Annotated in this window: 25 protein-coding genes, 6 tRNA genes and 1 other RNA gene; 27 read left to right on the top strand and 5 right to left on the bottom strand. The window is 39.6% G+C overall.

From position 1 onward, the window contains the following. Nucleotide 1: 1 nt before the first annotated feature. From I6E72_RS13095 to I6E72_RS13060, 8 genes are all read left to right on the top strand, one after another. A tRNA-Thr gene (locus I6E72_RS13095) sits at nucleotides 2–77 on the top strand. 134 nt (nucleotides 78–211) lie between these two features. After that, nucleotides 212–287: transfer RNA gene (locus I6E72_RS13090), tRNA-Phe, on the top strand. Nucleotides 288–344: 57 nt separating this feature from the next. After that, nucleotides 345–420, top strand: a tRNA-Thr gene (locus I6E72_RS13085). 55 nt (nucleotides 421–475) lie between these two features. Then, nucleotides 476–551: transfer RNA gene (locus tag I6E72_RS13080), tRNA-Phe, on the top strand. Between the two features lie 102 nt (nucleotides 552–653). Continuing rightward, nucleotides 654–729, top strand: a tRNA-Thr gene (locus tag I6E72_RS13075). 826 nt (nucleotides 730–1,555) lie between these two features. Further along, entirely contained in the window at nucleotides 1,556–2,971 is a 1,416-nt protein-coding gene (locus tag I6E72_RS13070) for an efflux transporter outer membrane subunit (RefSeq protein WP_197112578.1), read from the top strand. After that, nucleotides 2,961–4,277, top strand: a complete 1,317-nt coding sequence (locus tag I6E72_RS13065; protein ID WP_010554901.1) for an efflux RND transporter periplasmic adaptor subunit — start codon at nucleotides 2,961–2,963, stop codon at nucleotides 4,275–4,277. Before I6E72_RS13070 ends, I6E72_RS13065 begins: the two co-directional genes overlap by 11 nt. Then, a complete protein-coding gene (locus I6E72_RS13060; protein WP_007587324.1) occupies nucleotides 4,274–7,357 on the top strand; it encodes an efflux RND transporter permease subunit in 3,084 nt (1,027 codons plus the stop codon). Before I6E72_RS13065 ends, I6E72_RS13060 begins: the two co-directional genes overlap by 4 nt. A 346-nt stretch (nucleotides 7,358–7,703) precedes the next feature. On the opposite strand, the gene ssrS is transcribed toward I6E72_RS13060, so the two are convergent. Continuing rightward, nucleotides 7,704–7,886, bottom strand: a non-coding RNA gene (gene ssrS / locus I6E72_RS13055) — 6S RNA. A gap of 193 nt (nucleotides 7,887–8,079) precedes the next feature. On the opposite strand from ssrS, the gene I6E72_RS13050 reads away from it, so the two are divergent. The 4 genes from I6E72_RS13050 to I6E72_RS13035 are packed head-to-tail and all read left to right on the top strand — an operon-like array spanning nucleotide 8,080 to nucleotide 12,363. Continuing rightward, nucleotides 8,080–8,643 (top strand): UPF0149 family protein, encoded by a 564-nt coding sequence (locus tag I6E72_RS13050; RefSeq protein ID WP_007587323.1) that lies wholly within the window; start codon nucleotides 8,080–8,082, stop codon nucleotides 8,641–8,643. A gap of 31 nt (nucleotides 8,644–8,674) precedes the next feature. Further along, nucleotides 8,675–9,997, top strand: coding sequence for a Xaa-Pro aminopeptidase (pepP, locus tag I6E72_RS13045; protein WP_197112576.1), 1,323 nt, complete (start codon nucleotides 8,675–8,677; stop codon nucleotides 9,995–9,997). 15 nt (nucleotides 9,998–10,012) lie between these two features. Next, complete coding sequence (gene ubiH, locus I6E72_RS13040; RefSeq protein WP_197112574.1) at nucleotides 10,013–11,200, top strand: 2-octaprenyl-6-methoxyphenyl hydroxylase; 1,188 nt, start codon at nucleotides 10,013–10,015, stop codon at nucleotides 11,198–11,200. Continuing rightward, nucleotides 11,197–12,363 (top strand): FAD-dependent monooxygenase, encoded by a 1,167-nt coding sequence (locus tag I6E72_RS13035; protein ID WP_197112572.1) that lies wholly within the window; start codon nucleotides 11,197–11,199, stop codon nucleotides 12,361–12,363. The genes ubiH and I6E72_RS13035 overlap by 4 nt, the downstream gene beginning before the upstream one ends. A 268-nt stretch (nucleotides 12,364–12,631) precedes the next feature. On the opposite strand, the gene I6E72_RS13030 is transcribed toward I6E72_RS13035, so the two are convergent. Beyond that, entirely contained in the window at nucleotides 12,632–13,831 is a 1,200-nt protein-coding gene (locus tag I6E72_RS13030; protein ID WP_197112570.1) for an alpha/beta hydrolase-fold protein, read from the bottom strand. A gap of 377 nt (nucleotides 13,832–14,208) precedes the next feature. Between I6E72_RS13030 and rpsF the strand changes: the two genes are divergently transcribed. The 9 genes from rpsF to alr all read left to right on the top strand — a co-directional run bounded on the left by rpsF (nucleotide 14,209) and on the right by alr (nucleotide 20,606). Next, entirely contained in the window at nucleotides 14,209–14,550 is a 342-nt protein-coding gene (gene rpsF, locus I6E72_RS13025; protein ID WP_007378473.1) for a 30S ribosomal protein S6, read from the top strand. Nucleotides 14,551–14,593: 43 nt separating this feature from the next. Then, the gene (priB, locus tag I6E72_RS13020; protein WP_004588456.1) at nucleotides 14,594–14,911 is read left to right on the top strand and encodes a primosomal replication protein N; all 318 of its coding nucleotides are present in this window, start codon (nucleotides 14,594–14,596) and stop codon (nucleotides 14,909–14,911) included. 12 nt (nucleotides 14,912–14,923) lie between these two features. Then, nucleotides 14,924–15,151 carry a 30S ribosomal protein S18 gene (gene rpsR, locus I6E72_RS13015; protein WP_007378475.1) on the top strand — a complete coding sequence of 76 codons (228 nt, stop codon included), beginning with the start codon at nucleotides 14,924–14,926 and terminating at the stop codon, nucleotides 15,149–15,151. A gap of 35 nt (nucleotides 15,152–15,186) precedes the next feature. Continuing rightward, nucleotides 15,187–15,639: a 50S ribosomal protein L9 gene (gene rplI / locus I6E72_RS13010; protein ID WP_002962755.1), complete on the top strand. Its 453-nt coding sequence runs from the start codon at nucleotides 15,187–15,189 to the stop codon at nucleotides 15,637–15,639. Nucleotides 15,640–16,069: 430 nt separating this feature from the next. Then, the gene (locus tag I6E72_RS13005; protein WP_101216067.1) at nucleotides 16,070–16,618 is read left to right on the top strand and encodes an RNA polymerase sigma factor; all 549 of its coding nucleotides are present in this window, start codon (nucleotides 16,070–16,072) and stop codon (nucleotides 16,616–16,618) included. Next, nucleotides 16,605–17,087, top strand: a complete 483-nt coding sequence (locus I6E72_RS13000; RefSeq protein ID WP_010554893.1) for a hypothetical protein — start codon at nucleotides 16,605–16,607, stop codon at nucleotides 17,085–17,087. The genes I6E72_RS13005 and I6E72_RS13000 overlap by 14 nt, the downstream gene beginning before the upstream one ends. A gap of 9 nt (nucleotides 17,088–17,096) precedes the next feature. Beyond that, complete coding sequence (locus I6E72_RS12995; RefSeq protein WP_197112568.1) at nucleotides 17,097–18,035, top strand: DUF4097 family beta strand repeat-containing protein; 939 nt, start codon at nucleotides 17,097–17,099, stop codon at nucleotides 18,033–18,035. Nucleotides 18,036–18,147: 112 nt separating this feature from the next. Then, the gene (gene dnaB, locus I6E72_RS12990; protein ID WP_007587308.1) at nucleotides 18,148–19,527 is read left to right on the top strand and encodes a replicative DNA helicase; all 1,380 of its coding nucleotides are present in this window, start codon (nucleotides 18,148–18,150) and stop codon (nucleotides 19,525–19,527) included. After that, complete coding sequence (alr, locus tag I6E72_RS12985; protein WP_197112566.1) at nucleotides 19,527–20,606, top strand: alanine racemase; 1,080 nt, start codon at nucleotides 19,527–19,529, stop codon at nucleotides 20,604–20,606. Before dnaB ends, alr begins: the two co-directional genes overlap by 1 nt. A 19-nt stretch (nucleotides 20,607–20,625) precedes the next feature. Here alr and I6E72_RS12980 read toward each other — a convergent pair whose 3' ends face one another. Further along, complete coding sequence (locus tag I6E72_RS12980; RefSeq protein WP_007587305.1) at nucleotides 20,626–20,865, bottom strand: DUF2960 domain-containing protein; 240 nt, start codon at nucleotides 20,863–20,865, stop codon at nucleotides 20,626–20,628. 107 nt (nucleotides 20,866–20,972) lie between these two features. Between I6E72_RS12980 and I6E72_RS12975 the strand changes: the two genes are divergently transcribed. The 3 genes from I6E72_RS12975 (at nucleotide 20,973) to I6E72_RS12965 (ending at nucleotide 22,853) form a co-directional block, all read left to right on the top strand. Continuing rightward, entirely contained in the window at nucleotides 20,973–21,224 is a 252-nt protein-coding gene (locus I6E72_RS12975) for a hypothetical protein (RefSeq protein WP_007587304.1), read from the top strand. Nucleotides 21,225–21,425: 201 nt separating this feature from the next. Continuing rightward, nucleotides 21,426–22,043, top strand: a complete 618-nt coding sequence (gene pnuC, locus I6E72_RS12970) for a nicotinamide riboside transporter PnuC (protein WP_007587303.1) — start codon at nucleotides 21,426–21,428, stop codon at nucleotides 22,041–22,043. 3 nt (nucleotides 22,044–22,046) lie between these two features. Further along, entirely contained in the window at nucleotides 22,047–22,853 is an 807-nt protein-coding gene (locus tag I6E72_RS12965) for a phosphotransferase (RefSeq protein WP_197112564.1), read from the top strand. Nucleotides 22,854–22,856: 3 nt separating this feature from the next. Here I6E72_RS12965 and I6E72_RS12960 read toward each other — a convergent pair whose 3' ends face one another. Then, nucleotides 22,857–23,039, bottom strand: a complete 183-nt coding sequence (locus I6E72_RS12960) for a hypothetical protein (protein ID WP_007587299.1) — start codon at nucleotides 23,037–23,039, stop codon at nucleotides 22,857–22,859. Between the two features lie 246 nt (nucleotides 23,040–23,285). On the opposite strand from I6E72_RS12960, the gene I6E72_RS12955 reads away from it, so the two are divergent. The 3 genes from I6E72_RS12955 to I6E72_RS12945 all read left to right on the top strand — a co-directional run bounded on the left by I6E72_RS12955 (nucleotide 23,286) and on the right by I6E72_RS12945 (nucleotide 24,814). Then, nucleotides 23,286–23,360, top strand: a tRNA-Arg gene (locus I6E72_RS12955). A 214-nt stretch (nucleotides 23,361–23,574) separates the two neighbouring features. After that, entirely contained in the window at nucleotides 23,575–24,108 is a 534-nt protein-coding gene (locus tag I6E72_RS12950; protein ID WP_024589710.1) for a hypothetical protein, read from the top strand. Nucleotide 24,109: 1 nt separating this feature from the next. Beyond that, nucleotides 24,110–24,814: an NRDE family protein gene (locus I6E72_RS12945; protein ID WP_197112562.1), complete on the top strand. Its 705-nt coding sequence runs from the start codon at nucleotides 24,110–24,112 to the stop codon at nucleotides 24,812–24,814. Nucleotides 24,815–24,922: 108 nt separating this feature from the next. Here I6E72_RS12945 and I6E72_RS12940 read toward each other — a convergent pair whose 3' ends face one another. After that, nucleotides 24,923–26,686: a lysophospholipid acyltransferase family protein gene (locus I6E72_RS12940; RefSeq protein ID WP_197112561.1), complete on the bottom strand. Its 1,764-nt coding sequence runs from the start codon at nucleotides 26,684–26,686 to the stop codon at nucleotides 24,923–24,925. Between the last annotated feature and the right edge of the window lie 22 nt (nucleotides 26,687–26,708).

Raw genomic sequence — 26,708 nt, 5'->3', positions numbered from 1 at the left:
TGCCGACTTAGCTCAGCTGGTAGAGCAACTGACTTGTAATCAGTAGGTCAACCGTTCGACTCGGTTAGTCGGCACCATTTATTTAAAGTAGTTTGAAAAGAAAGCTGTAATCAGTAGTCTGTTCAAATTACCCGTCGACTTGGTTAGTCGGCACCATTTATAAAGCTAAAAGTTAAATAATTATTTTATTTTTAGTTAGCACAGTTTATGTGCCTCGATAGCTCAGTCGGTAGAGCAGAGGATTGAAAATCCTCGTGTCCGTGGTTCGATTCCGCGTCGAGGCACCATTTACTTTAAGTTCTCAATCTTTAAAATTGAACGTGCCTTAGCACACAGTTTTGTGTGCCGACTTAGCTCAGCTGGTAGAGCAACTGACTTGTAATCAGTAGGTCAACCGTTCGACTCGGTTAGTCGGCACCATTTATAAAGCTAAAAGTTAAATAATTATTTTATTTTTAGTTAGCACAGTTTATGTGCCTCGATAGCTCAGTCGGTAGAGCAGAGGATTGAAAATCCTCGTGTCCGTGGTTCGATTCCGCGTCGAGGCACCATTTATTGAGAAGCCTTGCTTATGCAAGGTTTTTTTATTTTAAGTGCTTTATAAAAGTTCTCAATCTTTAAAATTGAACGTGCCTTAGCACACAGTTTTGTGTGCCGACTTAGCTCAGCTGGTAGAGCAACTGACTTGTAATCAGTAGGTCAACCGTTCGACTCGGTTAGTCGGCACCATTTATTTAAAAGCCTCGCTTATAGCGAGGCTTTTTTGTTTTCAACTTGAGAATTAAAAATACCCATAGTTAAGAGCAAAGCAACTGACTTGTAATCAGTAGTCTGTATAAGTTATCCGTTCGACTCGGTTAGTCGGCACCATTTATTCAAAAGCCTCGCTTATAGCGAGGCTTTTTTGTTTTCAACTTGAGAATTAAAAATACCCATAGTTAAGAGCAAAGCAACTGACTTGTAATCAGTAGTCTGTATAAGTTATCCGTTCGACTTAGTTAGTCGGCACCATTTATTCAAAAGCCTCGCTTATAGCGAGGCTTTTTTGTTTTTAACTTGAGAATTAAAAATACCCATAGTTAAGAGCAAAGCAACTGACTTGTAATCAGTAGTCTGTATAAGTTATCCGTTCGACTCGGTTAGTCGGCACCATTTATTTAAAAGCCTCGCTTATAGCGAGGCTTTTTTGTTTCTATATGTCTAATACCAATCCGCAATAATACTTAATCAATTTTAGGGATTAAACCTGACGCTAACTGCGTTAAAAATTTCTGATATAAGACAAAAATAACGAAATTTTTTCCTTGTTATCGACACGATTTTCTTACCTCAAAATAGATCACTTAATTAAGCGAATTGGTATAATCTCTTAGACACACTACAAAAAGTTAATTTTTTATTATTAAAAATTGCTGATCATTTGCTCATTTTTACCGTATAACTGGCTATTATGTTAGTTCATCGCTAGCTATGTAATGTTATGTAAAGTAGGTTGAGCAAAAGTTGCCAAAGTGCTTGAATTACGTTCATAAATAGCAGTAATTTAGGTTTAATTATGATTTGGCAATGCAAGCCAACCCTATTGGCAATTAGTGTGATGCTGCTTAGCGGCTGTGCGAGTGATTTTAACTCGTCGCAGCGCATGCAAGCGCCTAATAATATGCCACAGCAATGGCAGCAAGAAGCATCAAGCTCGGTATTAAAAGTACAAGAGCAATGGCTTACACAACTACAAAACCCTACGCTTAACAAATTTGTACAACAAGCACTTAAAAACAACCAACAGCTTTTGCAAACTAGTTACGATGTAGAAATTCAAAAACAACAGCTTATAGTATCGGGTGCTGCGCTTTGGCCTAGCCTTGATTTATCAACACGTACAAGTCGCAGTAAAGACAACCGCCCAGTGAGCTACGATAACGCAAGCTCCGTTAGTTTAGATTTAACTTATGAAGTTGATTTATGGGGTAAGCTTTCAGATTCAAAGCGCGAAGCTAATCTTAACTATTTAGCGCAACAGGCCCGGTTTGAGCAAGCTAAACAGCAACTCGTTGCTGATGTAGTAACTGGCTGGTTTGATGTAGTTACAGCGCAGCAATTACTCGATTTATTTAAGCGCCGCGAAGCCAACGCACAGCAAAGCCTAGATATTATCGAGTCTGGTTATCGCCAAGGTATAAACGAAGCACTCGATGTATATTTAGCCCGTAATGAGCTTAATAATGAACGCGCTCGCATTGCTACTCAAACGGCAAACCTATCGGTTTCAGCACGTGTACTTGAGCGTTTACTGGGTGAATACCCAAAAGGTGCCATTACTGCTAGTAGCGACTTACCCGTTATTAATACCGATATTCCACTAGGCTTACCTTCTGAACTTATAACGCGCAAACCTACGCTGCGAGCAAGTTGGTATGAGCTTTTAGCCACCGACGCTTCGTTGGCGTATGCACACAAACAACGCTTTCCAAGTTTAAATTTAACAGCTTCACTAAGTGATAGCACCGACAGAGTAAGCGACTTGTTTTCTCCATCAAGCCTTGCCTGGTCGTTATTAGGTAGTATTTCAGCACCACTTTTTGAGGGCGGACGCTTAAAAGCGAATGAAGAAATAGCGCGCCTTAATACTCAAAAGCAAGAGCAACTTTATTTGCAAACGCTTTACGATGCATTTGGTGATGTAGAAAATGCGATTTCACAGCAGCAGTCTCTTAAATCACAATATAGCAGCACCCTTGAGGCGCAAGAAAACGCACTTGCAGCAGAGCAGTTGTCGTTTGAGCAATATCAAAGTGGCTTGGTAACTTACACTACGGTGCTTGACGCACAAGATAGGTCTTTCGATGCACAAAGCTCCTTAATCGACATTAAAAACCAATTAATAGCTAACAGAATTAACTTACACGTTGCCCTTGGTGGTGATTTTGCAAAGCCCTCAAGTGAACTAAAGAGCAATAATGATGAAAACTAAAACAGCAAAAATTATTATTCCAGCGGTGGTTATTATTGCCACTATTTTAATTGTTATGTTTATTAAAGGTAATCCGCCAGAGGCTAAACGCTTTGGCTCACCTCCTAAAGCATCAATAAGCGTGGCTGCGCTTGAGCTTAAACCACAAAATTACCAAGTGATGATTGATAGCTACGGTACGGTAAAACCACGTACACAAAGTTTATTAGTTGCTCAGGCATCTGGGCAAATAATTGAAGTAAGTGATGACTTTAGAGAAGGCGGCTTTTTTGAAAAGGGCGACGTACTTTTAAAGCTAGACGATAGAGATCATCAAGCTGAAGTTAAATCTGCTCAAGCCAATTTATTAACGGCAGAGCAAGGCTTATTAGAAGAAAAAGCGCGTGGACAACAAGCTATTACTGATTGGAAACGCCTTGGCGGCTCAAATCAGGCAAGCAGCTTAGTACTGCGTGAACCACAACTTGCAGCAGCCGAAGCAGAAGTTTTATCGGCGCAAGCAGTACTTGAAAAAGCCATGCTTGATTTAGAGCGCACTAAAGTAACCGCGCCATACGCCGGGCGTATACTCAGCCGTAGTGTTGATTTGGGGCAAGTTGTTACTAACAATACCCAGCTTGCCACTATTTACGCAATCGATAGCGTAGAGATTCGTTTACCGATTAAAAATAAAGATCTTCCGTTCGTAAATTTACCAGAGCAATATCGTGATGGCGCCAAAAATCAAGCAGGTTCAATTGTTAAATTTACCTCTGACTTAGTGGGTGAGCAAACGTGGCAAGGGCAGCTAGCGCGTACCGAAGGTGCTATAGATGAAGGTGCACAACAGCTTTACGTAGTTGCTAAAATTAACGACCCATATAAAGCAACGGCTAATAACCAGTACCCAATAAAAATAGGGCAATACATAAAGGCGCAAATTACCGGTAAAACAGTTCCTAACGCACTTATAATCCCTAACAGTACTATTTATCAAGGGACGTATGTTTATGTTGTTGAAGAGGGTGTACTCAAGCGTAAAGACATTACACTTGCTTGGCAAAATGCGACACAAGCGATGATAAAAACGGGATTAAATCCAAATGATAAACTGGTTATTACTCCACTAGGGCAAGTGAGTTCTGGAACTCAGGTAAGTATTTTAGGCGAACAAAGCACAGAGCAACCTAAAAGCCGAGGAGCTAATGGGCAAGGTAAAGGAAAGCGCCCGACGCCAGAGCAGCTTGAGCAAAAAGCAAAAGAGCAGGGTATTAGTGTTGAAGAGCTAAAAAAACGCCGCGCAGCAAAGCAAGGAGATAAGCCATGATCGCTTGGTTTGCCAAAAACCATGTTGCTGCTAACTTATTGCTAGTAACGCTGTTACTGTCGGGACTTTTTAGCTTATCAAGCAAAATACCGCTTGAGGTATTTCCTTCATTCGAAACTGACATGATAAGCGTAAATGTAAGTTTGCGTGGTTCAACACCAGAGGATGTAGAGCAAGGTGTAACTATACGAATAGAAGAAGCAGTACAAGATTTAGAGGGCATAAAGCAAATATTTAGTCGCTCTTCTGAAGGTTCTGGCTCTGTGACAATAGAAGTGGAAAGCGGTTACGACCCTCGTGAGCTTTTAGCTGATATAAAAAGTCGTGTAGACGCAATTAACACGTTTCCAGCCGATGCTGAAAAGCCGATAGTAGCGCTTGCTGAGCGAATTCGTGAAGTTATCGCGGTTACCGTATCGAGTGACTATGGCGAAAAAGAAACCCGCGAATACGCAGAAACAGTACGCGATCAAATCCTACGTTTACCTAATGTAACGCAGGTAGAGCTAAGTGGCGTTCGTGATTACGAAATAGCCATTGAAGTAAGCCAAGATATTCTTCGTCAGTACGATTTAAGCTTGGCACAAATATCGAGTGCTATTTCAAACTCAAGCTCAGATATTTCTGCTGGTAACTTAAAAACAGAAGGCGGGGACGTACTTATAAGCTCTAAAGGGCAAGCATATCGTAAAGATGAATTTGCCAGCATTGTTGTTAAAAACCAAGCCGATGGCACTATTATTCGCTTAGGTGATATAGCGACTATAAAAGATGATTTTGAAGAAACACCAGTACGTACTCGCTTTAATGGTAAGCAAGCTGCATTTATCGACGTATATCGAATTGGTCCACAAAGTGCGATTACAGTTGCTGACGATGTTAAAAACTACATAAAAGAGCAACAAAGCTCTCTCCCGCAAGGGTTTGAACTAAGTTACTGGGATGATGATTCGGAGCTGGTTAAAAGTCGTATTTCGACCCTTACTACCAATGCTTTACAAGGCGGTATTTTAGTACTGGCTTTACTTACTTTGTTTTTACGCCCTGCAATTGCATTTTGGGTATTTATTGGTATTCCGGTTTCGTTTATGGGCGCGTTTATAGCGATGCCTATTTTTGGCGTAACCCTTAATATTATGAGCTTATTTGGCTTTATATTGGTACTGGGGATTGTTGTTGATGACGCCATAGTTACCGGTGAAAACGTCTACACCCATTTAAAAACAGCTACGTCGGGCGAGCAGGCCGCAATTTTAGGTACTCAAGAAGTAGCAACACCAGTAACATTTGGTGTGTTGACTACCGTTGCTGCCTTTTTACCTTTGGCCTTTATTGAAGGGGCGCGTGGTGCCTTGTTTGCACAAATACCGGTAGTGGTTATTCCGGTATTATTGTTTTCATTGATTGAATCTAAATTTGTACTACCAGCACATTTAAAATATATAAAACTACGCCACGAAAAAGGCGAACCTTCAAAGTTTGATGTTATTCAACAGCGTTTTGCAGATGGATTTGAAAACGCGATTTTAAAATACTATCAACCCACTTTAAATTTAGCACTGCGCCATAAATTGGCTTCGGTAAGCTTGTTTATTGGTGTATTTGTTATAATTTTAACCATGATCACCAGCGGTTGGACTAAGTTTGTATTTTTCCCGCGCATACCAAGCGAAACAGTCCGCGTTAACTTAACACTACCAACAGGTACACCGTTTGAAGTAACTAATAAATACGTAATTGACATGTCGCAAAAGGCGCAGCAATTACAAGAAAAGTACCGCGATCCGGATACTGGCGAAAGCGTTATTTTAAATATATTAGCCACAACAGGCGGGCGTGGTGGTGTATCTAATTCAGGCTCTGTACGCTTTGAAATAACACCGGCTGAAAAGCGTGAATCAGACATAGGATCACGAGAACTTGCCAGCGAATGGCGCGATTTAATTGGTGTGATACCAGGCGCCGAAAGTTTAACGTTTAGAGCCGAAATTGGCCGAAGTTCAGACCCCATTGATGTTCAGCTTAGCGGCACTTCGTTGACTATTTTACAAGACGTGGCTGATCACATTAAAACCCGTTTATCGACCTATCCAACGGTATTTGATATTGCCGATAGTATGTCCGACGGTAAAGAAGAGTTACAAATAGAGCTTACGCAACAAGGTTTAGCGCTGGGCTTAAATAGAGTCAATGTAGCAGGACAAGTACGTAACTCGTTTTTTGGCTCGCAAGCACAACGTATTCAGCGAGGCAGGGATGACGTACGTGTAATGGTACGCTTACCTATAGATGAGCGCCGCTCTGTAGCTGACCTACAAAACATACTTATAAATACGCCTGATGGAGGCTCAGTGCCTTTATCGCACGTGGCAACACTTACTGCTGGGCAAAGTCCATCAACTATTAATCGAATAGACCGTTACCGCACATTAAACGTAACAGCCGATATCGAAAAAAATAATACCAACATGACCATACTGCAGGCTGACCTAACGGAGTATTTAGATGGGTTAATGCAGCAATATCCTGGAGTAGATTACAAACTAGAAGGTGAGGCTAAAGAGCAAAGAGAGTCGTTTGGGTCGTTGGCTTGGGCACTTGTGTTTGTATTTTTTATTATTTATGCGCTATTAGCAATACCGCTTAAATCTTACTTACAACCAATCATAGTAATGAGTGTTATTCCATTTGGCATGATAGGTGCTGTAGTAGGGCATTGGATCATGGGAATGGACTTAACTATTATGAGTTTACTCGGTATGCTTGCGCTAACCGGGGTGGTGGTAAATGATTCGCTTGTACTCGTTGATTTTATTAATAAAAAGCGCAGTGAAGGTGGTAAAGTTCTCGATGCTATAAAAATTGCAGGTGCATCACGTTTTCGCCCTGTAATGCTAACTAGTTTAACGACCTTTATTGGCTTAATGCCATTACTGTTTGAAAAAGCGACTCAGGCACAGTTTTTAATACCAATGGCGGTGAGCTTAGGGTTTGGGATTATTTTTGCTACCTTTATTACTTTATTGTTAGTACCAATAAACTACATGCTAATGGAGCGTTTTCAAGGTTGGTTTAAATAATACCAATCTGCATAAATCTTTGATCAATTTAACGAATTAAATTGCACTATAACGTCGTTAAAAATTTTTTATTTAGAACAACTAGATATAAAAATTTTTGCCTAGTTCTAGCGTAATTTTCTTAACGTTAAATAGACCTCATATATAAGCAGATTGGTATAACTTCACTCTAATACGTGATTATTAAAGCTGTAGGTAAGCAATTACCTGCGGCTTTTTTATAAGCTAAAAAGTAATATTAGACAATAGAAGATAAGTGAATAAAAAATTTAGATAAATATAAGAATAAACAGGAAGGTTAATTTTTTTTGATAAAGCCTTTTAAAGGCGAGGGTTTGCTAAAAAGGTGTTCCCCAAGATACGGTACTCGGTTTCAGTCCTGAAACCAGAAGGTTTCAGGGCGGGAATCTGCGGTTTACCGTAGGCTTCTCGGTACATGCCGAGCCTGCACAATAGTAGACGAACAGAAACCCTGGTATAAAATTTATCGGCTCAGGGACTTAACTAAGCTCCGGTACCCCAGGGAACAATTTAAGTATATAAGACATAATCCAATCCTTAAACCCCAAACGTAAAAAATTAAACCGTTCGCTTAGTTTTTCCGCATCTTTAACTCATCATTTACTTTATCGCATGGTTTTTGAGCTTGATCATACAATTAATTGGAGTTGCTTTTTATCGAGTGGTAGCATTGCCTTAACTTGCAAAGCGAAGATTCGATTATGAACGATTTACCCGATTACGAAAAAGCTCAACTGCTTTTAGAAAAAAACGAAATATTTGTATCACCTGCCGAAGCGCATGGTGTGATTAGTGGTTTACTTGCGTGTGGTTTAACCATTGACGACAAAGAATACTTAGGCCTTTTGAGCGATGTGTTTAACGATGGTGAATCGTTTAGTAACGATTTAAAGCAGTTTTTTGGCACTATTTATAAGCAAGTAGTCGCGAGCTTTAATGATGATGAATTTCAGTTTGATTTATTTTTACCAAGCGACGACGAAACACTCATCGATCAGGCTAATGGCCTCGTATCATGGGTAGCGGGTTTTATGCTTGGTTTTGGTTTAAAGCAAAAAGACTACGGTAAACTATCGAGCGATGTTAAAGAAGTTATTACTGACTTTAGCGAAATCACTCGTCTAGATACTACTTTTGAAGAAACCGAAGAAGACAGCCAAGCGCTGCACGAAGTGATTGAATATGTGCGTGTATCAGCACTACTTTGTTTTGCAGAGCTAGGTAAAGAGCAAAGCACGCAAAGTACTAAAAAAACGCTTCATTAACTTTTAAAAAAGTAAAACGGGTTGGTTAATAATGGTTGAAGTACAAAAGTCAGAATTTAAAGCACGTCGCGAGCGCTTACTTGCTCAAATGGATGAAAATAGCGTTGCTATTATTCCCGCTGCGAGCGAAGTTACGCGCAGCCGCGATACCGAATATGCATTTAGACAAGATAGCGACTTTTTTTACTTAACTGGCTTTAACGAACCCGACGCCGTACTTGTACTGTGCAATAACAGCGATGCACCCAGTACCTTATTTTGCCTAGATAAAGACAAGCTTGCAGAAATTTGGCATGGCCGCAGAGTTGGCTTTGATAAAGCTAAAAGTGACTACTTGTTTGATGAAGCTTACCCGCTAAGTGAATTAAACGATAAAACACTCGATATGCTAAATGCAAAAAATGCGCTCTATTTTGCACAAGGTGCTTACCCCTCATTTGATACCAAAGTGTTTTCGTTACTAGGTACGCTTCGAAGTGGCTCTCGAAAAGGCCTCAAAGCACCGAGTAATTTAAAAGAAATACGCGGCCTTATTCACGAAATGCGTTTGTTTAAATCGCCAAGCGAGATAGATGTTATGCGAGAAGGCTGTGAAATTAGTGCGCGAGGGCACATGCGCGCTATGCGTTATTCGCATGCGGGAGCTACTGAATTTCAGCTAGAGGCAGAGCTACATCATCATTATGCAATGAACGGTGCGCCTCATCCTGCGTACGGCACAATTGTTGGTAGTGGCGACAACGCCAATATTTTACATTACACGCAAAATAGCGACGTATTAAAAAATGGTGATCTGGTACTTATAGACTCTGGGTGCGAGTTGCAAGGTTACGCCGCCGATATTACTCGTACATTTCCGGTAAATGGTCAATTTAGCGAAGAGCAAGCCGCGCTTTATAATATTGTACTTAAAGCGCAAGAAGTTGCTTTTGATGAGGTAAAACCCGGTGGTTATATGTCGCATGCTAATAAACGTGCAATGGAAGTAATGACCCAAGGTTTACTCGACTTAGGTATTTTAATTGGCGACTTTGACGAGCTAATGGCAAAAGGTGCGTGTAAAGAATATTACATGCACGGGCTTGGGCATTGGCTTGGTTTAGATGTACATGATGTTGGCGATTACAAAGTAAATAACGCTGAGCGGGCATTTGAGCCGGGTATGGTACTCACTATAGAGCCAGGGCTTTATATAAGCGAAGACTCAAGCGCACCGCAAAAATACAAAGGCATTGGCATTCGTATCGAAGATAACTTGCTAGTTACCGAAACCGGCCATGAAAACTTGACCCTAAGCGTACCTAAAAAAATTAGCGATATAGAAGCACTTATGCAAAGTACTAAAAACGTATAAAGCTCGGAGAGTAAAGTGGCTAAGCAGTTTGATGTAGTTATTATTGGCGGTGGTTTAGCGGGAGCAAGCTGCGCATTAAGTGTGGCTAAAACTAATCCCGCGTTAAATATTGCCGTTGTAGAAGCGAATCAAGTAACCGGCGACTATCACCCAAGCTTTGACGACAGAAGCATAGCACTTGCTCAGCAATCGGTAGAGTATTTACAAAGCCTCGATTTATTTGAGCAAAATGCCCCTTACGCCGCAGCAATCAAAAAAGTGAGCGTGTCTGATAGAGGCCACTTTGGCAAAGCACACATTAATTGCGACGAATTTGCTAAGCCCTCACTTGGTTACGTAGTAGAAGTAAATCCATTTGGCCGAGCACTCCACCTGCGTTTAACGCAGTCAAATATTACGCTTTTGTGCCCCGATAGCGTAACTGCCATTGAGCAAACTCTGCATAGCAATACACTCACCTTACAAAGCGGCGAGCAATTAAATGCCAAGCTATTGGTTATTGCTGATGGCGCACAGTCACCAACACGTAGTTTACTTGGGCTTGGTTTTAATACTCAGCCTTATGAACAAGGCGCTATTATTGCTAATGTAGAAGTGGCTGGTGGGCATAATAATCATGCCTTTGAGCGCTTTACACAAAACGGGCCTATGGCGTTATTACCCATGAGCAATAACCGTTATTCGTTAGTGTGGTGTATGAACCAAGATCAGGTTGAACAGCACATGGCACTCAGTGAACAAGGTTTTTTAAGTGCCCTACAAAGCGCGTTTGGTTATCGCGGTGGGCAATTTACTAAAGTGGGCATGCGCACGAGTTACCCGCTCGTTTACGGGCAAGTCGAGTCTTTGACTGCGCACCGTACAGTGGTTATTGGTAATGCCGCACATGCTATTCATCCTATTGCAGGGCAAGGTTTTAATTTAGGCCTTCGCGACGTACAAGTACTTAGTAATTTAATAGCAAATAGCCAACACGATTTAGGCAGCTATGCGTTTACACGTGAATATTCAAAAAAGCGCAGTGATGATATAAAAACCGTAATGAGTTTAACCGACGCACTTGTTAGACTTTTTTCAAACTCATCGCGAGTGCTCGCATTGGGGCGCAGTATTGGGTTGTTTTCGATGGATTTATTTCCCGCATTAAAAGCGCCATTAGCTAAACAGTTAATGGGGCAAGTTAAACAAGGTAGGCGTTTATGAAGCAAGCACAGGTTTGTATTGTAGGTGGCGGCTGTGTAGGGCTAACACTAGCACTTGGATTGGCAAAAGCCGATATAAGCGTCGTTGTACTCGACGACGCACCAACACAAGCATTATCAACTGACGAATATGGTTTGCGTGTAAGTGCGTTAAGCATTGCAAGTCAAACCTTGCTTGAACAATTAAACGTATGGCCCGAAATTATCGCACAGCGAGCGTGCGCTTATACACATATGGACGTACGTGATGCCGACAGCTTTGGCAAAATAGCGTTTAATAACGAGCAACTTGAGCTTGAACATTTAGGCCATATTGTTGAAAACGACATTATCCGCTACGCGCTTATAAAAGAGCTAGAGCAACAAAGCAGTGCCACGCTAATGTTTGATACGCAGTATCAGCAAATACATCAAAGCGAATCTGATGTATTTATAACACTTAAAAGCGGCGAGCCAATTATTGCAAAACTGCTGGTGGCGGCTGATGGTGCAAATTCAGCTATACGTAAACAATTTAATATGGCGCTTAGCTTTAAAGATTACGATCACCATGCGCTAGTCGCGACAGTTAAAACTAAAGAGCAACATGCAAACACCGCACGCCAAGTCTTTTTACCAACAGGGCCACTCGCGTTTTTACCATTGAGCGATGAGCATACTCATTCAATTGTGTGGTCTACCAGTCCCAATCATTGTGATGAATTATTAGCAATGGACGATACCGCCTTTAATAAAGCCGTAATGGCTGCAATAGATGGTCAATGTGGCCTGTGTGAAGTGCAAAGTAAGCGCACTGCTTTCCCACTTAAAATGCGCTACGCCCAGCAATGGGTTTCAGGCAAAGTGGTACTCATTGGCGATGCTGCACATACAATCCATCCACTTGCAGGGCTTGGTATGAACCTAGGCCTAAAAGATGCGGCTTATTTAATTGAGCTTTTAACAAGCGATAGCAAGGAGTTTGCAAGCACTCGCACACTGCGCGATTACGAGCGCACTCGTAAGCTCGATGCACAAAAGCACATCGCTATGATGCAAGGGTTAAAAGAGTTATTTGAAGGTGCAAACCCAGTTAAAAAACTTATTCGTGGAGTAGGGCTATCATTAGTTGATAATCTTGGGCCAATCAAGCACCTGTTCGCCAAAGAAGCGATAGGCAAATAAGTAGGTTGGGTTGAGCGAAGCGAAACCCAACAGATAAAGTAAAGTGATGAGCTTGATTAAAAAAACCGATGTTTAATTTAAACATCGGTTTTTTTTATGAAGGTTTTAAATATATTAAAAGCTGCGCTTTTCACGCGAGCAAGCTCGGCGTCTACATGCAAAGTTTAACACTGAGCTTAATTTTACCTGTAGGCGTTTAGCTTGCTGACGCGACGAGCGTAGCTCGTAATTACTATCGTTAGTTAAAAAGCGCTTTGCGTTAAATCAGTTACAAATTCTTTTGTGCTTCATTCACCATATCTTTGAGCGCATCAATTAACAGCGGGTCTTTTTTGTTTTCTTTTGCAAGCTCGAGTGCGTGTTTCATGCTGGTAACGGCTTCTTTAAACTGTTTGTCTGCAGTGTACCCTTGCGATAAACGCATGTGAGAATAAGTTGCATTTGGGTAATGGGTAGTAAAGTGTTTAAGCGTGGTAATAGCTTTAGCTGTATTACCAAACTTTTGCTGGCTATGAGCAAACTCTACGTATACATCTTGTGGAATTTTAAGCTCAAACCCGTACTTATCACTAAGTGCTTGGTAATAACCTGTAATGAGCGATACATCAGCAAACTTTCCGTGCTCGTCAGTAACCTTAAATATTAGGTCGCTAAATAAGTGAATTAGGCTATCGCTAAGCGCTGGTAGTATAGTGCCCATATGAGTAAAAGCGGGGTAATGTTTATATTCCCATTTAAGCTGCGAGGGCGTTTGTTGTTCTAAATTTACTAAAGTATTTAAAACACCTGTATAAAAGCGTGACCCTTCACTTGCTACACTAATAAATAACGACTGATCACCTTTAGGGTTTTTAGTGTATTTTATAATATTATTTTTTAATTCCTCATCACTCCACCAACTGTTTGGGCTTATAGCTATATAGTTATTAAATAACTCAGGCTGATTAACTAAAGTATAAAGCGCCAAAGTACCTGCATTAGAGTGGCCAATTAAGGTGTTGTAGCCGTTAGTTGAGTAATTACTGTTTATATAAGGCATGAGTTCATCAGATACAAAGTTTAAAAACTTGTCGGTTTGTCCAGCTTCAGGCCATTTGTTTTTAACAAAAGTTTGAAACTCTGTTTTAGGCTCGCCTTCTACTTTTGGTAAATAATCGCGAACACGGTTAGTTGTATCAATACCAACGAGCATTGCGTTAGGTATCTGCTCGTAATCAACAAGGGATTTAATAACACCAGACACCGTATGAAAGTGCTCAACACCATCAAGTAAATAAATAACATAAAGCGGCTGATCGTCTTTTACAGTGTCAGGTATGAAAATTTTAATGGGCCTGTCTTCGTTAAGTATTTTTGATTGCAGAATGACTTTTTTACCAACGGTTATGTCAGTTGTATTGGTTTTTGCGTGGCTTAAAAATGGTGTACTAAAAGTAAGTATTAATACAAGCGATAGTAAGAGCTTCATAAATATCCTTATTTAATAATGTATTGCTTAATAATTGCACGGCTTTAAGCTTGAGTAAATGTTTATATTTTCGGGGTAAACATAAAGTTTGAGCAATTAAAAGCTATCGCTTTTCACGCGAGTAAGCTCGGCTTCTACAAGAGACATTGCACTCTGTGCTTAACTTTTTCGGTAGGCGAGCAGCTTGCTGACGCGATGAGCGAAGCTCGTAATAATTACCTTTTAACTCTTATCTATAAAAGCTTAAAAAACCTGCTTGCTTAATTATCCGTCTAAGCGTAAAATGCGCGCTCATTTCGGCTTTTAAACTATTAATTCCTTGCCTTAAACCGACCGGCCGAAACGGTAGAAGGCTCTATTAACCGTAAGGAATATCCATGCGTCATTACGAAATCGTATTCATGGTTCACCCAGATCAGAGTGAGCAAGTTGCTGGTATGATCGAACGTTATACTGGTTCTATCACTGAAGCTGGTGGTGTTATCCACCGTCTTGAAGATTGGGGCCGTCGTCAATTGGCTTACCCAATTAACAAGCTTCATAAAGCTCACTATGTTCTTATGAACGTTGAAGCACCAACTGAAGTAATCAGCGAGCTAGAAACTACTTTCCGCTACAACGATGCAGTGCTTCGTAACTTAGTTATCCGCACTAAAACTGCTGAAACTGAAGCGTCTCCTCTTGCAAGAGAAGAGAAGAAAGAAGCACCAGCTGCTTAATTGTTTTGAGTCCTAGCATGGCATGTAATCAGCAGTTACTATAATGGTTAGCCCATATATGAATCAGCTGGTTATATCTGGGGTAGTTTGTAAAACTCCCAAGTTTAGCCAAAGCCCTGCTGGCATCCCGCATTGTATTTTTGTTGTAGAACATAAATCGATGCAAACCGAAGCAGACCTTAACCGTAATAGTTACGTGAGGCTTCAGGTAGTTGCCAGTGGAAAGCAAATGCAACAACAGACTCAACATTTGCACGTTGGGCAGGCATTGCAAGTGAGTGGTTTTTTAAATCGCCACGAAGGTCGTAACGGCCTTAGCCAATTGGTTTTGCATGCTCAGCATATAGAAAGAATTATTTGAGGAATTAATCTCATGGCACGTTATTTCAGACGTCGTAAGTTCTGCCGCTTTAAAGCGGAAGGCGTAAAACAAATCGATTACAAAGATCTAGCTACTCTTAGAAACTATGTTACAGAAAGTGGCAAAATCGTACCTAGCCGTATCACAGGTACTAGCGCTAAATTTCAGCGCCAGCTAGCAACTGCTATTAAGCGTGCTCGCTACTTAGCCCTTCTTCCATACACTGACTTACATAAGTAAGCAGCGGATTAACAGTTTTTAAAAGGTGTAGAAACATGCAAGTTATTCTACTAGATAAGATCGCTAACCTAGGTAGCCTAGGTGAACAGGTTGTAGTTAAATCTGGTTTCGCACGTAACTTCCTTTTCCCTCAAGGTAAGGCAGTTCCTGCGACTAAAGCTAACATTGAAACGTTTGACGCTCGTCGTGCAGAACTTGAAGCGAAAATCGCTGAACAGTTAGTTGCTGCACAAGCACGCGCTGAAAAACTAGAAGCATTAGCAGAAGTTACATTAGTATCTAAAGCTGGTGACGAAGGTAAGTTATTCGGTTCAATCGGTACTCGTGACATCGCTGACGCTATCTCAGCTGTTGGTGTTGAAGTTGCTAAGTCAGAAGTTCGTTTGCCTCTAGGTACTATCCGTGAGACAGGTGAATTTGACGTATCAATTTCAGTTCACTCAGACGTAACGGCTACTATTAAAGTAATCGTAATCGCTGAAGCTTAATTTTTAATTAAGCGACAAAAGCCGTGCTATTAGCACGGCTTTTTTGTGTCTATAATTTGGCTAACTTTAATTAGTTAAGGGCGCAGTTAAATAATACCAATCCGCAATAATACTTAATCATTTTGCGGGGCTAAACGTGTCGCTACCTGTGTTAAAAAATTCTCATTTACGACTGCATGGATGCAGAAGGTAGAGCAATGCAGGAGCAATTGCCGAGAACAACTAAATAGCGAATTTTTTGTCTAGCTATCAACACGTTTTTCCATCCTCAAAATAGATCACTTAATTAAGCGAATTGGTATAAAGCCTCGTACAAGCCCCTTTTTTATTCAATTATTTTTTCATTCGCTTTAAACCTTTTCGAACTGTTATTACGTCTAACTTATCAATACACTAACTCAATAATAATAATTAAAAGGCGACATCACGGATGTTACACGTTAAACCCGAACAAACGCCTTTATGCGAAGCTAAACTCATTGAGCGTATTAAATCAGGTGATCAAGGCGCATACACAACGCTTTATGAGTTACATATAAAACGAGTCTACGGTTTATGTTTACGCTTATTAGCGGACCAAGCGCATGCTGAAGATGCAGCCCAAGAAGTGTTTGTACAGGTATGGCGTAAAATAGCGCAATTTGACGGTCGCTCGCAGTTTTCTACTTGGCTTTACAGCGTTGCCAGTAATGTAGCAATTAGTTACTTACGCAAGCAAAAAAATTGGCTGCAAAAAGTAGTGAGCATTGAACACTGCGGTATGGATGAGCAATCAGCTAATGACTGCAAAGGCTTAAATGGTCTCGATAAATTAATAGTAAGGCTCCCTGAGCGCGCACGTATGGTGTTTGTGTTGTTTGCAATCGAAGGTTACAGGCACGAGGAAATAGCCGAGCAATTAGGTATGGCTGTTGGTTCAAGTAAATCGCAATATCATCGTGCTAGGCAGCTACTACAAGAGTGGTATGAAAATGAATAAACCAAATTTTGACGACTATTTAAATGAGTCATTAAACACGCTTGATAAAGACATTACGCCACAAAAAGACCTGTGGGCGGGAATTGAGCGAGCAATGGTTAGTAATAAGCAGGACCTAAAAGGCACTGCTATTTGGCCAAAACTAACAGCAATAGCTGCCTGCACATTAGCGGCTTTAATTGCTGTAAATTTATTTGTTATAGCGCCCGAGCCACAACCCGTAGTGGCTATAAGTGATTACTTTTCGGCGCAAAAAAACAGTTTGTTGGTTGAATATGAAAATAAAGAAGCATTGACCACTAACTGGCAAACGCAGCTACAAGAGCTTGAAAATGCAGAGCAAGCAATAAAGCAAGTTCTTGAAAATGAGCCACAAAACCAAGCGCTACTAACAATGTTAGCGCAAATATATCAACAACAACTTGATTTAATTAACAAGGTGCATGCGCCACGTTGGCAGCACATTTAGGAGTACGACATGAAAGCGATTTTATTAGGACTGAGCTTATTTCCGTTGGCGGTATTAGCGGGTGAAAAAATAGATAAGCAAATAGACGTACCAAGTGGCGGCACTATTTTTATTGAAAACCAACGCGGTGATATACATATTACAGGCTGGGATAAAAACGAATTTAAAGTATCTGGCGAGCTTGATGACAAAGCCGAGGGTTATGAGCTTAAAACAAATGGCGATAAAACTCAGTTTATTGTAAAAATGCCACGTAAATCAAATTGGAGTAATAATGGCGATGGCTCAAGCCTAACCATATTTATGCCTAAAAGCAGTAGTTTAGAGTTTGCTGGCGTTAATGTATCGGTGACTGCGAAAGTGCTAAAAAACGGCGCTGAAGTTGATGTGGTTAATGGCGAAATTACGGTAGATGATATTACTGGCAACATTAAGCTCACCACCGTAAATGGTGATGTAAATGCAGAAAACCTAAGTGGGAATATTCAATTTGAAACCGTAAATGGCGAAATTAACGATAGGGAATCGAGTGGTGAACTACGTTTTAGCGCTGTTAATGGTGATATTAAATCAACCTCAAGCGCCAATGATGTGCGCCTTGAAAATGTAAATGGCGATATAGATTTTACGCTATCGTCAATTAAAAACTTACGTATTAACACGGTAAATGGCGAAGCCGAAGTACATATTAAAGAGCTTTTAAAAGGCGGTGATGTACGTTTTGAATCGGTAAGTGGCGATGGTGATTTTTACTTTCCTGACAGCATATCTGCAAAATTTGAAATTAAAGCGCACGCTAATGGAAAAATCATTAATAAAGTTACTAGCGATAAAGTCAGTAAAGCTAAATATGGCCCAGCCAGTGATTTAGAATTTAGCATTAATGGCGGTAATGCTAATGTTGAAATGGATACAATTAGTGGACGCATAGAGCTTCGTATTAAATAACGCTCATTCACCTTCACGATTACAAAAAGCAGGAAAGATTTCCTGCTTTTCTATTTGCACAGCCCCTTCAAGTCGATAGAATAGAGCCATTCAATTTTACTACTGTGAAGTTATGGCCAAACCAGATAAGCAAGTCGATACACTTAAAGTTCCTCCCCATTCAATAGAAGCTGAACAATCTGTTTTAGGTGGCTTAATGCTTGATAACCAAGCTTTTGACCGCGTAGCGGAGCTTGTTGTATCACAGGATTTTTATACCCGCACGCACAAGTTAATTTTTGAGGCGATGACGGCACTTGCTGAGATTGGCGATCCGATAGATTTAATCACTATTTCTGAAAGTTTAGAAAAAAATAATAAACTGGCAGGAATTGGTGGCTTTGCTTATTTAGCAGAAATAGCTAAAAACACGCCAAGTGCTGCTAACATTGACGCTTACGCAAGTATTGTACGTGAACGTGCTGTTGTACGTGAAATGATTGGCGTAGCGAACGAAATTGCAGAAGCCGGCTTTAACACCGAAGGACGTACCAGTCACGACTTACTCGATTTTGCCGAAAGCAAAGTGTTTAAAATAGCTGAGCAACGAACAAAAAATAATGAAGGCCCGCAAAGCATTCATAGCATCCTTGAAAAAACCGTTGATAAAATAGAAGAGCTTTATCAATCACCACAAGATGGTGTTACGGGTGTAAGTACAGGTTATGCCGATCTTGATAAAATGACGACGGGCTTACAGCCTTCTGACTTAATTATTGTTGCAGCGCGTCCATCTATGGGTAAAACCACTTTTGCGATGAACCTTGCAGAACATGCTGCAATGACTCAAGACAAACCAGTATTAATTTACTCTCTAGAGATGCCTTCAGAACAAATTATGATGAGGATGTTAGCGTCTCTTGGCCGTATTAACCAAACTAAGGTACGCACTGGTCAATTAGATGATGACGATTGGGCACGACTTTCATCAACAATGGGCTTGTTGATGGAAAAAGGTAAAATGTACGTTGATGATGCATCGGGCTTAACACCTACCGATGTGCGTTCACGTGCAAGGCGTATAGCCCGCGACCACGGTGGCATTAGTATGATCATGGTCGATTACTTGCAGTTAATGCGTGTACCAAGCCTTGCTGATAACCGAACGCTCGAAATTGCTGAAATTTCACGTTCACTTAAAGCACTAGCAAAAGAGCTAAAATGTCCGGTTGTTGCGCTTTCGCAGCTTAACCGTACGCTAGAGCAACGTGCCGATAAACGTCCTATTAACTCAGATTTACGTGAGTCAGGGTCGATAGAGCAGGATGCCGATTTAATCATGTTTATTTACCGTGATGAAGTTTATAACGAAGACAGTACTGACAAAGGTATTGCCGAAATTATCATAGGTAAACAACGTAACGGCCCAATTGGTAAAGTGCGTTTAACATTCCAAGGTCAATTTTCTCGCTTTGATAATTACGCGGGACCAGCGGTAGATGACGATTACTAATGCGCTTAGCCACTGCTGAAATTAATTTAGCTGCACTTGCGCATAATTTAGCGCAAGTTAAGTGCTTTGCACCTAACAGCAAAGTAATGGCGGTGCTAAAAGCAAATGCTTACGGGCATGGTTTAGTAACGATTGCGCAGCATTTAAATAATGCTGACGCATTTGCTGTGGCGCGAATAGATGAAGGGCTTGCCCTTCGAGCTGGGGGCTTAACAAAGCCAATAGTTTTACTAGAAGGCTTTTTTAACAAAGCCGACTTACCTATTTTACTCGCTAATAACTTTCAAACTATTATTCATGACGAATACCAATTAGCCGCGCTTGAAAAAACAAAGCTCGATGCGCCAATAACATGCTGGTTAAAAGTAAATACAGGTATGCATCGACTAGGTATTGCGCCAGAGCAGTTTGAAGAGTTTTATAACCGCTTACAAAAAACACCTAACGCCAAAAATACCGTTAATTTAATGACCCATTTTTCGTGTGCTGATGATGTTGATAATGCCAAAACGGTTCAACAAATCACGTTATTTGATAACTTAGTGAATGGCATTGACCAAGCACATTGTTTATCAAATTCTGCTGGTATTATCGCGTGGCCGAGCGGCCATGGTGATTGGGTGCGCCCTGGGCTTATGCTATATGGCGTATCGCCAATGGCAAATAGTATTGGGCAACAACATAAATTAAAACCAGTTATGCGCTTAACTACGCGCGTAATTGCGGTGCGTAATGTACCAGCCAATGAGGCGGTAGGGTATGGCGGACGTTGGAAAAGCGATAAACCAACCAAATTAGCCGTTGTGGCTATGGGTTATGGCGATGGTTATCCTCGGCATGCTAAAGAGGGCACACCAGTAATAATTGGTAAGCAGCGTTATGGTATTGTTGGCAGTGTTGCTATGGATATGATTAGCGTAGATATAGGCGCTAATGAGCACAATATTAAAGTGGGCGACAGAGTCACTATGTGGGGCCCTGAGCTACCAGTTGAAGAAATAGCATTATGCGCTGATACTATCCCTTACGAGCTATTATGTAATATTACACCGCGCGTAAGTTATGAGTATCAGCGTTAATACAGCTATAAAGCGGTATTTACTCTTTTATAAAGTAAACGTCGCTAAAGCCCATACGGGCAAATTCTTGGTCGCGAAAGTTACGAACAGAAGCAGACCCTTTTGAGGTCATTTCTATTTGCTGTACCATGCTTAAGTAATTAGTCAGATCAATACCTTCGGCGGCAGCAATTGCTTGATACATGTCGTGGTATTTATCTTTAGCGAAATTAATCTCGCGCGGTTCGTTTTTATATTTGTAGGTTATTCTACGTGCCATATTAAGCTCATTTCAATTGAGTGTTGCAGCGATTTTACACTGTATTTAATAACGGCTCTAGCATTGAATGACTTGTTGTAATCGGTAATTAAAATAAAGAGTCAAAAATGAAATTATCAGTAGAGATCAGTAAATACCCACTTCACCAAGATTATATCCCGTTTATTCAGGGCTTTATTGACAGATTAAACGAATACGATGATTTAAAAGTGATTACTAACACGTTATCAACGCAAATTTTTGGTGATTACGATTTAGTAATGCAGGTGTTAAATACCGAAATTAAACGTTCATATGAAGAATTTGGTAAAGCTATTTTTGTATGTAAGTTTCTCTCTGGCGACTTATCGCCTGAATAACCTATAATACCAACCTGCATAAATCTTTGATCAATTTAACGAATTAAATTGCACTATAACGTCGTTAAAAATTTTTTATTTAGAACAACTAGATACAAAAATTTTTGCCTAGTTCTAGCGTAATTTTCTTAACGTTAAATAGACCCCGTATATAAGCAGATTGGTATAACAATCGGCACAACTAAACGGTAACTGCATAATATGGACTTTTTAACACAAACCTTAAGTGGTTTTACAGCAATGTCGCATTGGGAATATATTGCGGTAGGGTTGTCGATGGCTTATTTATTATTAGCAATAAAAGAAAGCTTATGGTGTTGGCCAGCGGCATTTTTTAGCACGCTCATTTATACAATAATGTACTGGAATGGCGCATTACTTATGGAGTCGTTACTTAATTTTTATTATATGTATATGGCTGTATTTGGCTGGGTTGTATGGCGTAAAGGCAAAGCTGCAAATTTAAATATTACATCGTGGTCGATAAACCGTCATGCTGTTTTAATTAGTTTAACAACCGTAGCTGCAATAGTTATTGGTTACGTTATGCAAAATTATACTCATGCCGATTTTGCTTATCTTGATAGTTTTACAACATGTTTTGCCGTAGTAACTACTTACTTAGTGGCTAAAAAAGTCCTCGAAAACTGGCTGTACTGGATTGTAATAGATGCCGCTTCTATGTATTTATATTACGAAAAAGGCTATTACCCAACGCTAGCACTCTTTATATTTTATACCATTATGGCAGCGTGGGGCTTTAAAACCTGGTACGAAGAGTACGAACAAAGCCAAGCTAAGCCTCTAGCACAGCTTTAATCAATGATTGCACATACTCAGTTAGTAAAAATGTGTAGTGCGTTTATAGAGCCTACAAGCATTGTTTCAAGCGAGCGATTACTTAATGGCTTTAGTAACGATAATTTTTTAATACGTACCGAGCAACAAGGGTATTTGTTAAAGTGTTATAAAAGCCATTGGCCAAGTGACGGCCTTGAAGCGCAGCGCTTTTTAAGTGACTTTAATATATGTCCTGCGCCTATTTGGCTTGATAAAGAAAACGGTCGTGCGGTATTTAATTATATTGAAGGCAAGAGCGCGCAATCGGATATAACGCTTAGCTTTATTAATAAACTTGCTCAAGTGCACAATTACAAAGTGTCTACCGCGCCAATGGATATAGCTAAAGAGCTTCATTTTTATCAAAGCACCGATGTATATACGCAATACAAACCTCAAATAGAGAAGGCACTCAAAGCCGTTGCAGCTATGTCATTTAATGCAGGCTTTTGTCATAACGACTTAGTAAAAGATAACATTATTGTAAATGCTTCATGCATGTATTTAATTGACTTTGAATATGCACAAACTAATGATGTGTATTTTGATTTGGCAGCCCTTGCAGTGAGCTTTAATCTTAATGAGAGCAGTGAAAGTGCATTGTTAAATAACTATAAAAATAGTATCGATAAAACAAAAACGTTTAATCCTTCAATGGATAAGCTGAATTACTATAAGCTGTTTTTTTTAGTGTTATGTATTGGCTGGTATGAAGAGCGCAGCATAACTAGTAAATCTGTAATGTTACGCGCGCAGCTAACTAAACTCGTTAATAATACTTTTTTATAGATGTTAAAGACCACCAAAGCGCTCGGCGAGCTCTTTGTATTTTGTTACTTCGGCTGTATCAAATTGTGGTTCACCATTTTCATCTTCTGATTTAGCAATTAATAAACTTTCTCTAGAGAGACGTTTTACACGCTCTACTTTTACACCTAAAAACTCAGCAACTTGCTCAGTAGACATTAAACTCATCATTATTTCCTCGTATTAAATCCATCCGCACAGCGACAATCATAGTTTCAATGTTACTAAACCGTTACTGTTTCCTATTCAATAAGAATAAATAGCGTGTTTTTAAGCCATTGTGAAGTGTTTTATTTAAAAGAGTTTAATTAATAAGCATATAAGCTGATGTTACTGGTATTTATTTAAAGATCTCTTTATCATTGCTGATGCTAAAGCACTGATATCGCGAGTTGGTGTGGCGGCAACAAATGTGCTCTCGTGGTGAAATGGATATCACGTGGCCCTCCGGAGGCTGAGTTGTAGGTTCGATCCCTACCGAGAGCGCCATTTGCTTTTACATCTACTAATATTCCCCTCTATATTATCTAGCTTCTCATTAATTACTTTTATATTTAAAAATGTATTACTGCATAAATTTTGAAATTTTATTGTAAGAACAGCTTTCTAGTTATTTATACAATGCAAAATTGCATTATTCAAAATGTTATCTAACGTTATGTATGCATATACGACGAAATTATAAATGAGGAAAACCGATTCAATGTTAAATAGTCAGTTAGAAATACTCGCTCAAGGACATGCTTATCTTGAAAGTGTAACTAAAGAGGATTATTCGCAAATCGTTGCTCCTAATTTCATTAGTTCAGCTGGGTCACATATGCGCCACATTATCGATCATTACCAATCTTTAATGACGGGCTTTGGTATAAATAATATTGATTACGATAGTCGCCTACGCGGCAGTAATATTGAAAGTAACCCCTGTGAAGCTATAAAAAAAATTGCAGAGATAGCATCGTGGATTGAACAGCTAAGTACAGATGATTTTAATAAACCGCTGTTACTTTCAAGCGAAGTATCAATTAAAAGTAAAAATGTACAAACTGTAACAACCTCATTAGCACGAGAGCTTATATTTGTAGGAAGCCATGCAGTACATCACTATGCGATGATTTCACAAATTACCTTTGCACAAAAAGCATCATTCGACCAGAACTTTGGGTTAGCACCAAGTACAGCCACTTTTTTGAGAGAAAAAAGCCAACAAAGCCAATTAAAATCACTGCAAAGTTAATATGTGCACTTTAAGTTACTTCCTAACTGATGATGGCTACGAGTTGTTTTTTAATCGTGATGAACAAAAAACGCGAGAAATGGCAATCGCCCCAAGTAAGCACACAGATAACGCAATTTACCCTATCGATCCGCAAGGGGGTGGTACTTGGCTTGGTGTATCGTATTGGGGGCAAACATTAGCTTTATTAAACGATTATCAAAGTGCATTTGATATAACTGCCGTAAAGCACAGCAGAGGCCTCTTAATCCCGCATTTACTAAGCAATAATACCCCTGCATTGTCTCAATTAAAAAATATGGATTTATCGGGTTACGCGCCTTTTAAATTGTGTATTTTTCCGGATAAATTATCGCTAAATAATGGTCACATCGCTTTTGTTCGATGGGACTCAAAACAATTAATCGATTGCCAAGTTGAATCGCTTGCAACGTCATCTGGCGTTGAGCTAGAAACAGTTACACAAAAGCGTAAACAACAATTTAAGCAATTTATTGACTTAAGATATCCTGCAAGTGAGCAGTTTTTAGCATTTCATTACAGCAAAGCCGAGCAGGGTCAATATGGTGTAAATATGCAAAGAGAAGATGCAATGACAGTCAGTATTAGCCATATTAAAGTTGGTAACACTATACGCTTTAATTATTTTGATAAGCAGTCTCAGCTCATTAGCAGCATTAGTTGTTTAAAAGTGGCTGCAGCTTAACTAAATATTTTTATAGCTGTTACATAACTAAAAAAGTCGACGCAATTAATTGCGTCGACTTTTTTGTTGCTCTATTTTCATCTGCAGTATTAATACAGCAGATGAAAATTATGAGTGATTTATATAATCATCTTTTTTATCACCAAGGTAGAGTTTAAGTAGCTTTTCAGGCGCACTTGGTAGGTGCACACTTAAAAGTAATCCTGGGGTGTGATTAAAGTTACTGTCAATTCCCATACAATGAAATTGAGCGCCTAGCTTATGATATTGCTTTAATAAAATCGGTATGTCTTTTTTATCTTCTTCTATTCCCATAACCAATGTTGATACATGATCTATGTTTAACGTGTGATCAATAATGAAGTCTTCAAACTCTGGATGAATTTTATTATTAAAAGGCGTATTGGCGCTAACACCTTGTTTATTATTAACCATTGTATGGTCAATAATTGCGACAGAACGAGGGTCGTAAAGCTTACTTAATGAAACCGTGCCATATAAAGTCCTATAACGTGGGTTTTGCGCCATAAACGCACCGATCCCTTTAAATAGCAGTAATAAGCCATGGTAACTGCCTTGATGTTTTTGAACTATAAACGAGCGACCCATTTCCAAGCACGGCTGTTGTTGATTAATAAAAGAGGGTTCAAAATTAAACATTTGCGATAAATAAAGGGCGCTCACGTCGCTATTTTTTTGTAATAAATCAGTTTGTCCAATTCGATAAGCTCCAATGATCTCTTCATTTTTATGATCAAAAATAAATAAATGCATGTAGGTTGCGTCAAACTTATCGGTATCACATGGCTCGCCGCTTCCTTCGTTTAATGTACGAAAGGTTATTTCTCTAAGGCGTGTTATTTCAGCAACACAATTAGGTATTTGATCTTGATAACCGTAATAAACGGAGTAACTTTTAAAGTCTAATAAGTGCTGCTCGCTTGGTAAGCTAGCAAGTTCACTCGTCATGTTTGTTTTATCGACATCCTGCATAATCGCTTTTAGTTGCATTGATTGGGCATCGTCTTGCCAAGGTGTTACAAAGCGTTCATCGTTTAAATAGCAAAGCAGGCGCGCAATATCGTTAATGTCGTCAGTTTTCTCAAACTTATTTAATAACTTGGGTGTAAGTAAATTACCAGCACCTAAATTAATGGACCTTTTTTGAATTTTAAGTAATTCACGTATTAGCATTAATAATCTAAATCGGTAGTAAATACGTCCCAAATTGTAAAACATAGGGCTATTTTGACCACTAATAAACACAGGTAATAAAGGGGCTTGTGTTTTTAAGGCTAGTTGAGCCGCTAAGCGATTCCATTGACCGTCGGTTACACGTTGTTTTTTTGATTGAAAAAACGAAACCCTGCCAGCAGGAAAAACCACAAGTAAACCATCGTTATTTACATGTTTAAAACACTGTTTAATTGCACTGGTATTAATAGCTGCTTTTGGTTTTAGCGGATTGGCAAAAATAAAATAATCTTTAATTTCTGTAAATATTTTTAAACCAACGTTAGCCATTACTTTAGTATCGCTACGATAATGGGTGAGTAATTTGGCAATTATTACGCCCTCAATCATGCCATAAGGGTGGTTACATACTACTATGCAAGGGCCTTGTTTAGGTATTTTGTTAATAACACCTTGTGCGCCAAGTACATTAATACCCAATACATTTAAAAGCTTTTCACTAAACTCCTGCTTATCTAAACCCGATAAATTATTAGAGAGGTATATATCACGCAGTTTATTTATACCTAATAAGCTATCGAGTAGTGGAGCGGCTACTTTTAATATATGACCCAAAGGCGAGGCTGTGTTTATTGCAGCCACACTTAGGTTTGATACGGGGTGGTTTAGTTTTGTCATATATTAGTACTCTTAAGAATTT

This window comes from Pseudoalteromonas sp. NSLLW24, assembly GCF_015864725.1.
Lineage (GTDB): Bacteria > Pseudomonadota > Gammaproteobacteria > Enterobacterales > Alteromonadaceae > Pseudoalteromonas > Pseudoalteromonas arctica.
Note: the sequence above shows the minus strand (reverse complement) of the source record. Positions and strands in the feature narration are given on the sequence as shown.

What these genes read in the sequence shown, in the direction of transcription:
- I6E72_RS13070 (WP_197112578.1), top strand. Translation starts at nt 1,556, where the DNA reads ATGATTTGGCAATGCAAGCCAACCCTATTGGCAATTAGTGTGATGCTG.
- I6E72_RS13065 (WP_010554901.1), top strand. Translation starts at nt 2,961, where the DNA reads ATGAAAACTAAAACAGCAAAAATTATTATTCCAGCGGTGGTTATTATT.
- I6E72_RS13060 (WP_007587324.1), top strand. Translation starts at nt 4,274, where the DNA reads ATGATCGCTTGGTTTGCCAAAAACCATGTTGCTGCTAACTTATTGCTA.
- I6E72_RS13050 (WP_007587323.1), top strand. Translation starts at nt 8,080, where the DNA reads ATGAACGATTTACCCGATTACGAAAAAGCTCAACTGCTTTTAGAAAAA.
- pepP (WP_197112576.1), top strand. Translation starts at nt 8,675, where the DNA reads ATGGTTGAAGTACAAAAGTCAGAATTTAAAGCACGTCGCGAGCGCTTA.
- I6E72_RS13035 (WP_197112572.1), top strand. Translation starts at nt 11,197, where the DNA reads ATGAAGCAAGCACAGGTTTGTATTGTAGGTGGCGGCTGTGTAGGGCTA.
- I6E72_RS13030 (WP_197112570.1), bottom strand. Translation starts at nt 13,831, where the DNA reads ATGAAGCTCTTACTATCGCTTGTATTAATACTTACTTTTAGTACACCA.
- rpsF (WP_007378473.1), top strand. Translation starts at nt 14,209, where the DNA reads ATGCGTCATTACGAAATCGTATTCATGGTTCACCCAGATCAGAGTGAG.
- priB (WP_004588456.1), top strand. Translation starts at nt 14,594, where the DNA reads ATGGTTAGCCCATATATGAATCAGCTGGTTATATCTGGGGTAGTTTGT.
- rpsR (WP_007378475.1), top strand. Translation starts at nt 14,924, where the DNA reads ATGGCACGTTATTTCAGACGTCGTAAGTTCTGCCGCTTTAAAGCGGAA.
- rplI (WP_002962755.1), top strand. Translation starts at nt 15,187, where the DNA reads ATGCAAGTTATTCTACTAGATAAGATCGCTAACCTAGGTAGCCTAGGT.
- I6E72_RS13005 (WP_101216067.1), top strand. Translation starts at nt 16,070, where the DNA reads ATGTTACACGTTAAACCCGAACAAACGCCTTTATGCGAAGCTAAACTC.
- I6E72_RS13000 (WP_010554893.1), top strand. Translation starts at nt 16,605, where the DNA reads ATGAAAATGAATAAACCAAATTTTGACGACTATTTAAATGAGTCATTA.
- I6E72_RS12995 (WP_197112568.1), top strand. Translation starts at nt 17,097, where the DNA reads ATGAAAGCGATTTTATTAGGACTGAGCTTATTTCCGTTGGCGGTATTA.
- dnaB (WP_007587308.1), top strand. Translation starts at nt 18,148, where the DNA reads ATGGCCAAACCAGATAAGCAAGTCGATACACTTAAAGTTCCTCCCCAT.
- alr (WP_197112566.1), top strand. Translation starts at nt 19,527, where the DNA reads ATGCGCTTAGCCACTGCTGAAATTAATTTAGCTGCACTTGCGCATAAT.
- I6E72_RS12980 (WP_007587305.1), bottom strand. Translation starts at nt 20,865, where the DNA reads ATGGCACGTAGAATAACCTACAAATATAAAAACGAACCGCGCGAGATT.
- I6E72_RS12975 (WP_007587304.1), top strand. Translation starts at nt 20,973, where the DNA reads ATGAAATTATCAGTAGAGATCAGTAAATACCCACTTCACCAAGATTAT.
- pnuC (WP_007587303.1), top strand. Translation starts at nt 21,426, where the DNA reads ATGGACTTTTTAACACAAACCTTAAGTGGTTTTACAGCAATGTCGCAT.
- I6E72_RS12965 (WP_197112564.1), top strand. Translation starts at nt 22,047, where the DNA reads ATGATTGCACATACTCAGTTAGTAAAAATGTGTAGTGCGTTTATAGAG.
- I6E72_RS12960 (WP_007587299.1), bottom strand. Translation starts at nt 23,039, where the DNA reads ATGAGTTTAATGTCTACTGAGCAAGTTGCTGAGTTTTTAGGTGTAAAA.
- I6E72_RS12950 (WP_024589710.1), top strand. Translation starts at nt 23,575, where the DNA reads ATGTTAAATAGTCAGTTAGAAATACTCGCTCAAGGACATGCTTATCTT.
- I6E72_RS12945 (WP_197112562.1), top strand. Translation starts at nt 24,110, where the DNA reads ATGTGCACTTTAAGTTACTTCCTAACTGATGATGGCTACGAGTTGTTT.
- I6E72_RS12940 (WP_197112561.1), bottom strand. Translation starts at nt 26,686, where the DNA reads ATGACAAAACTAAACCACCCCGTATCAAACCTAAGTGTGGCTGCAATA.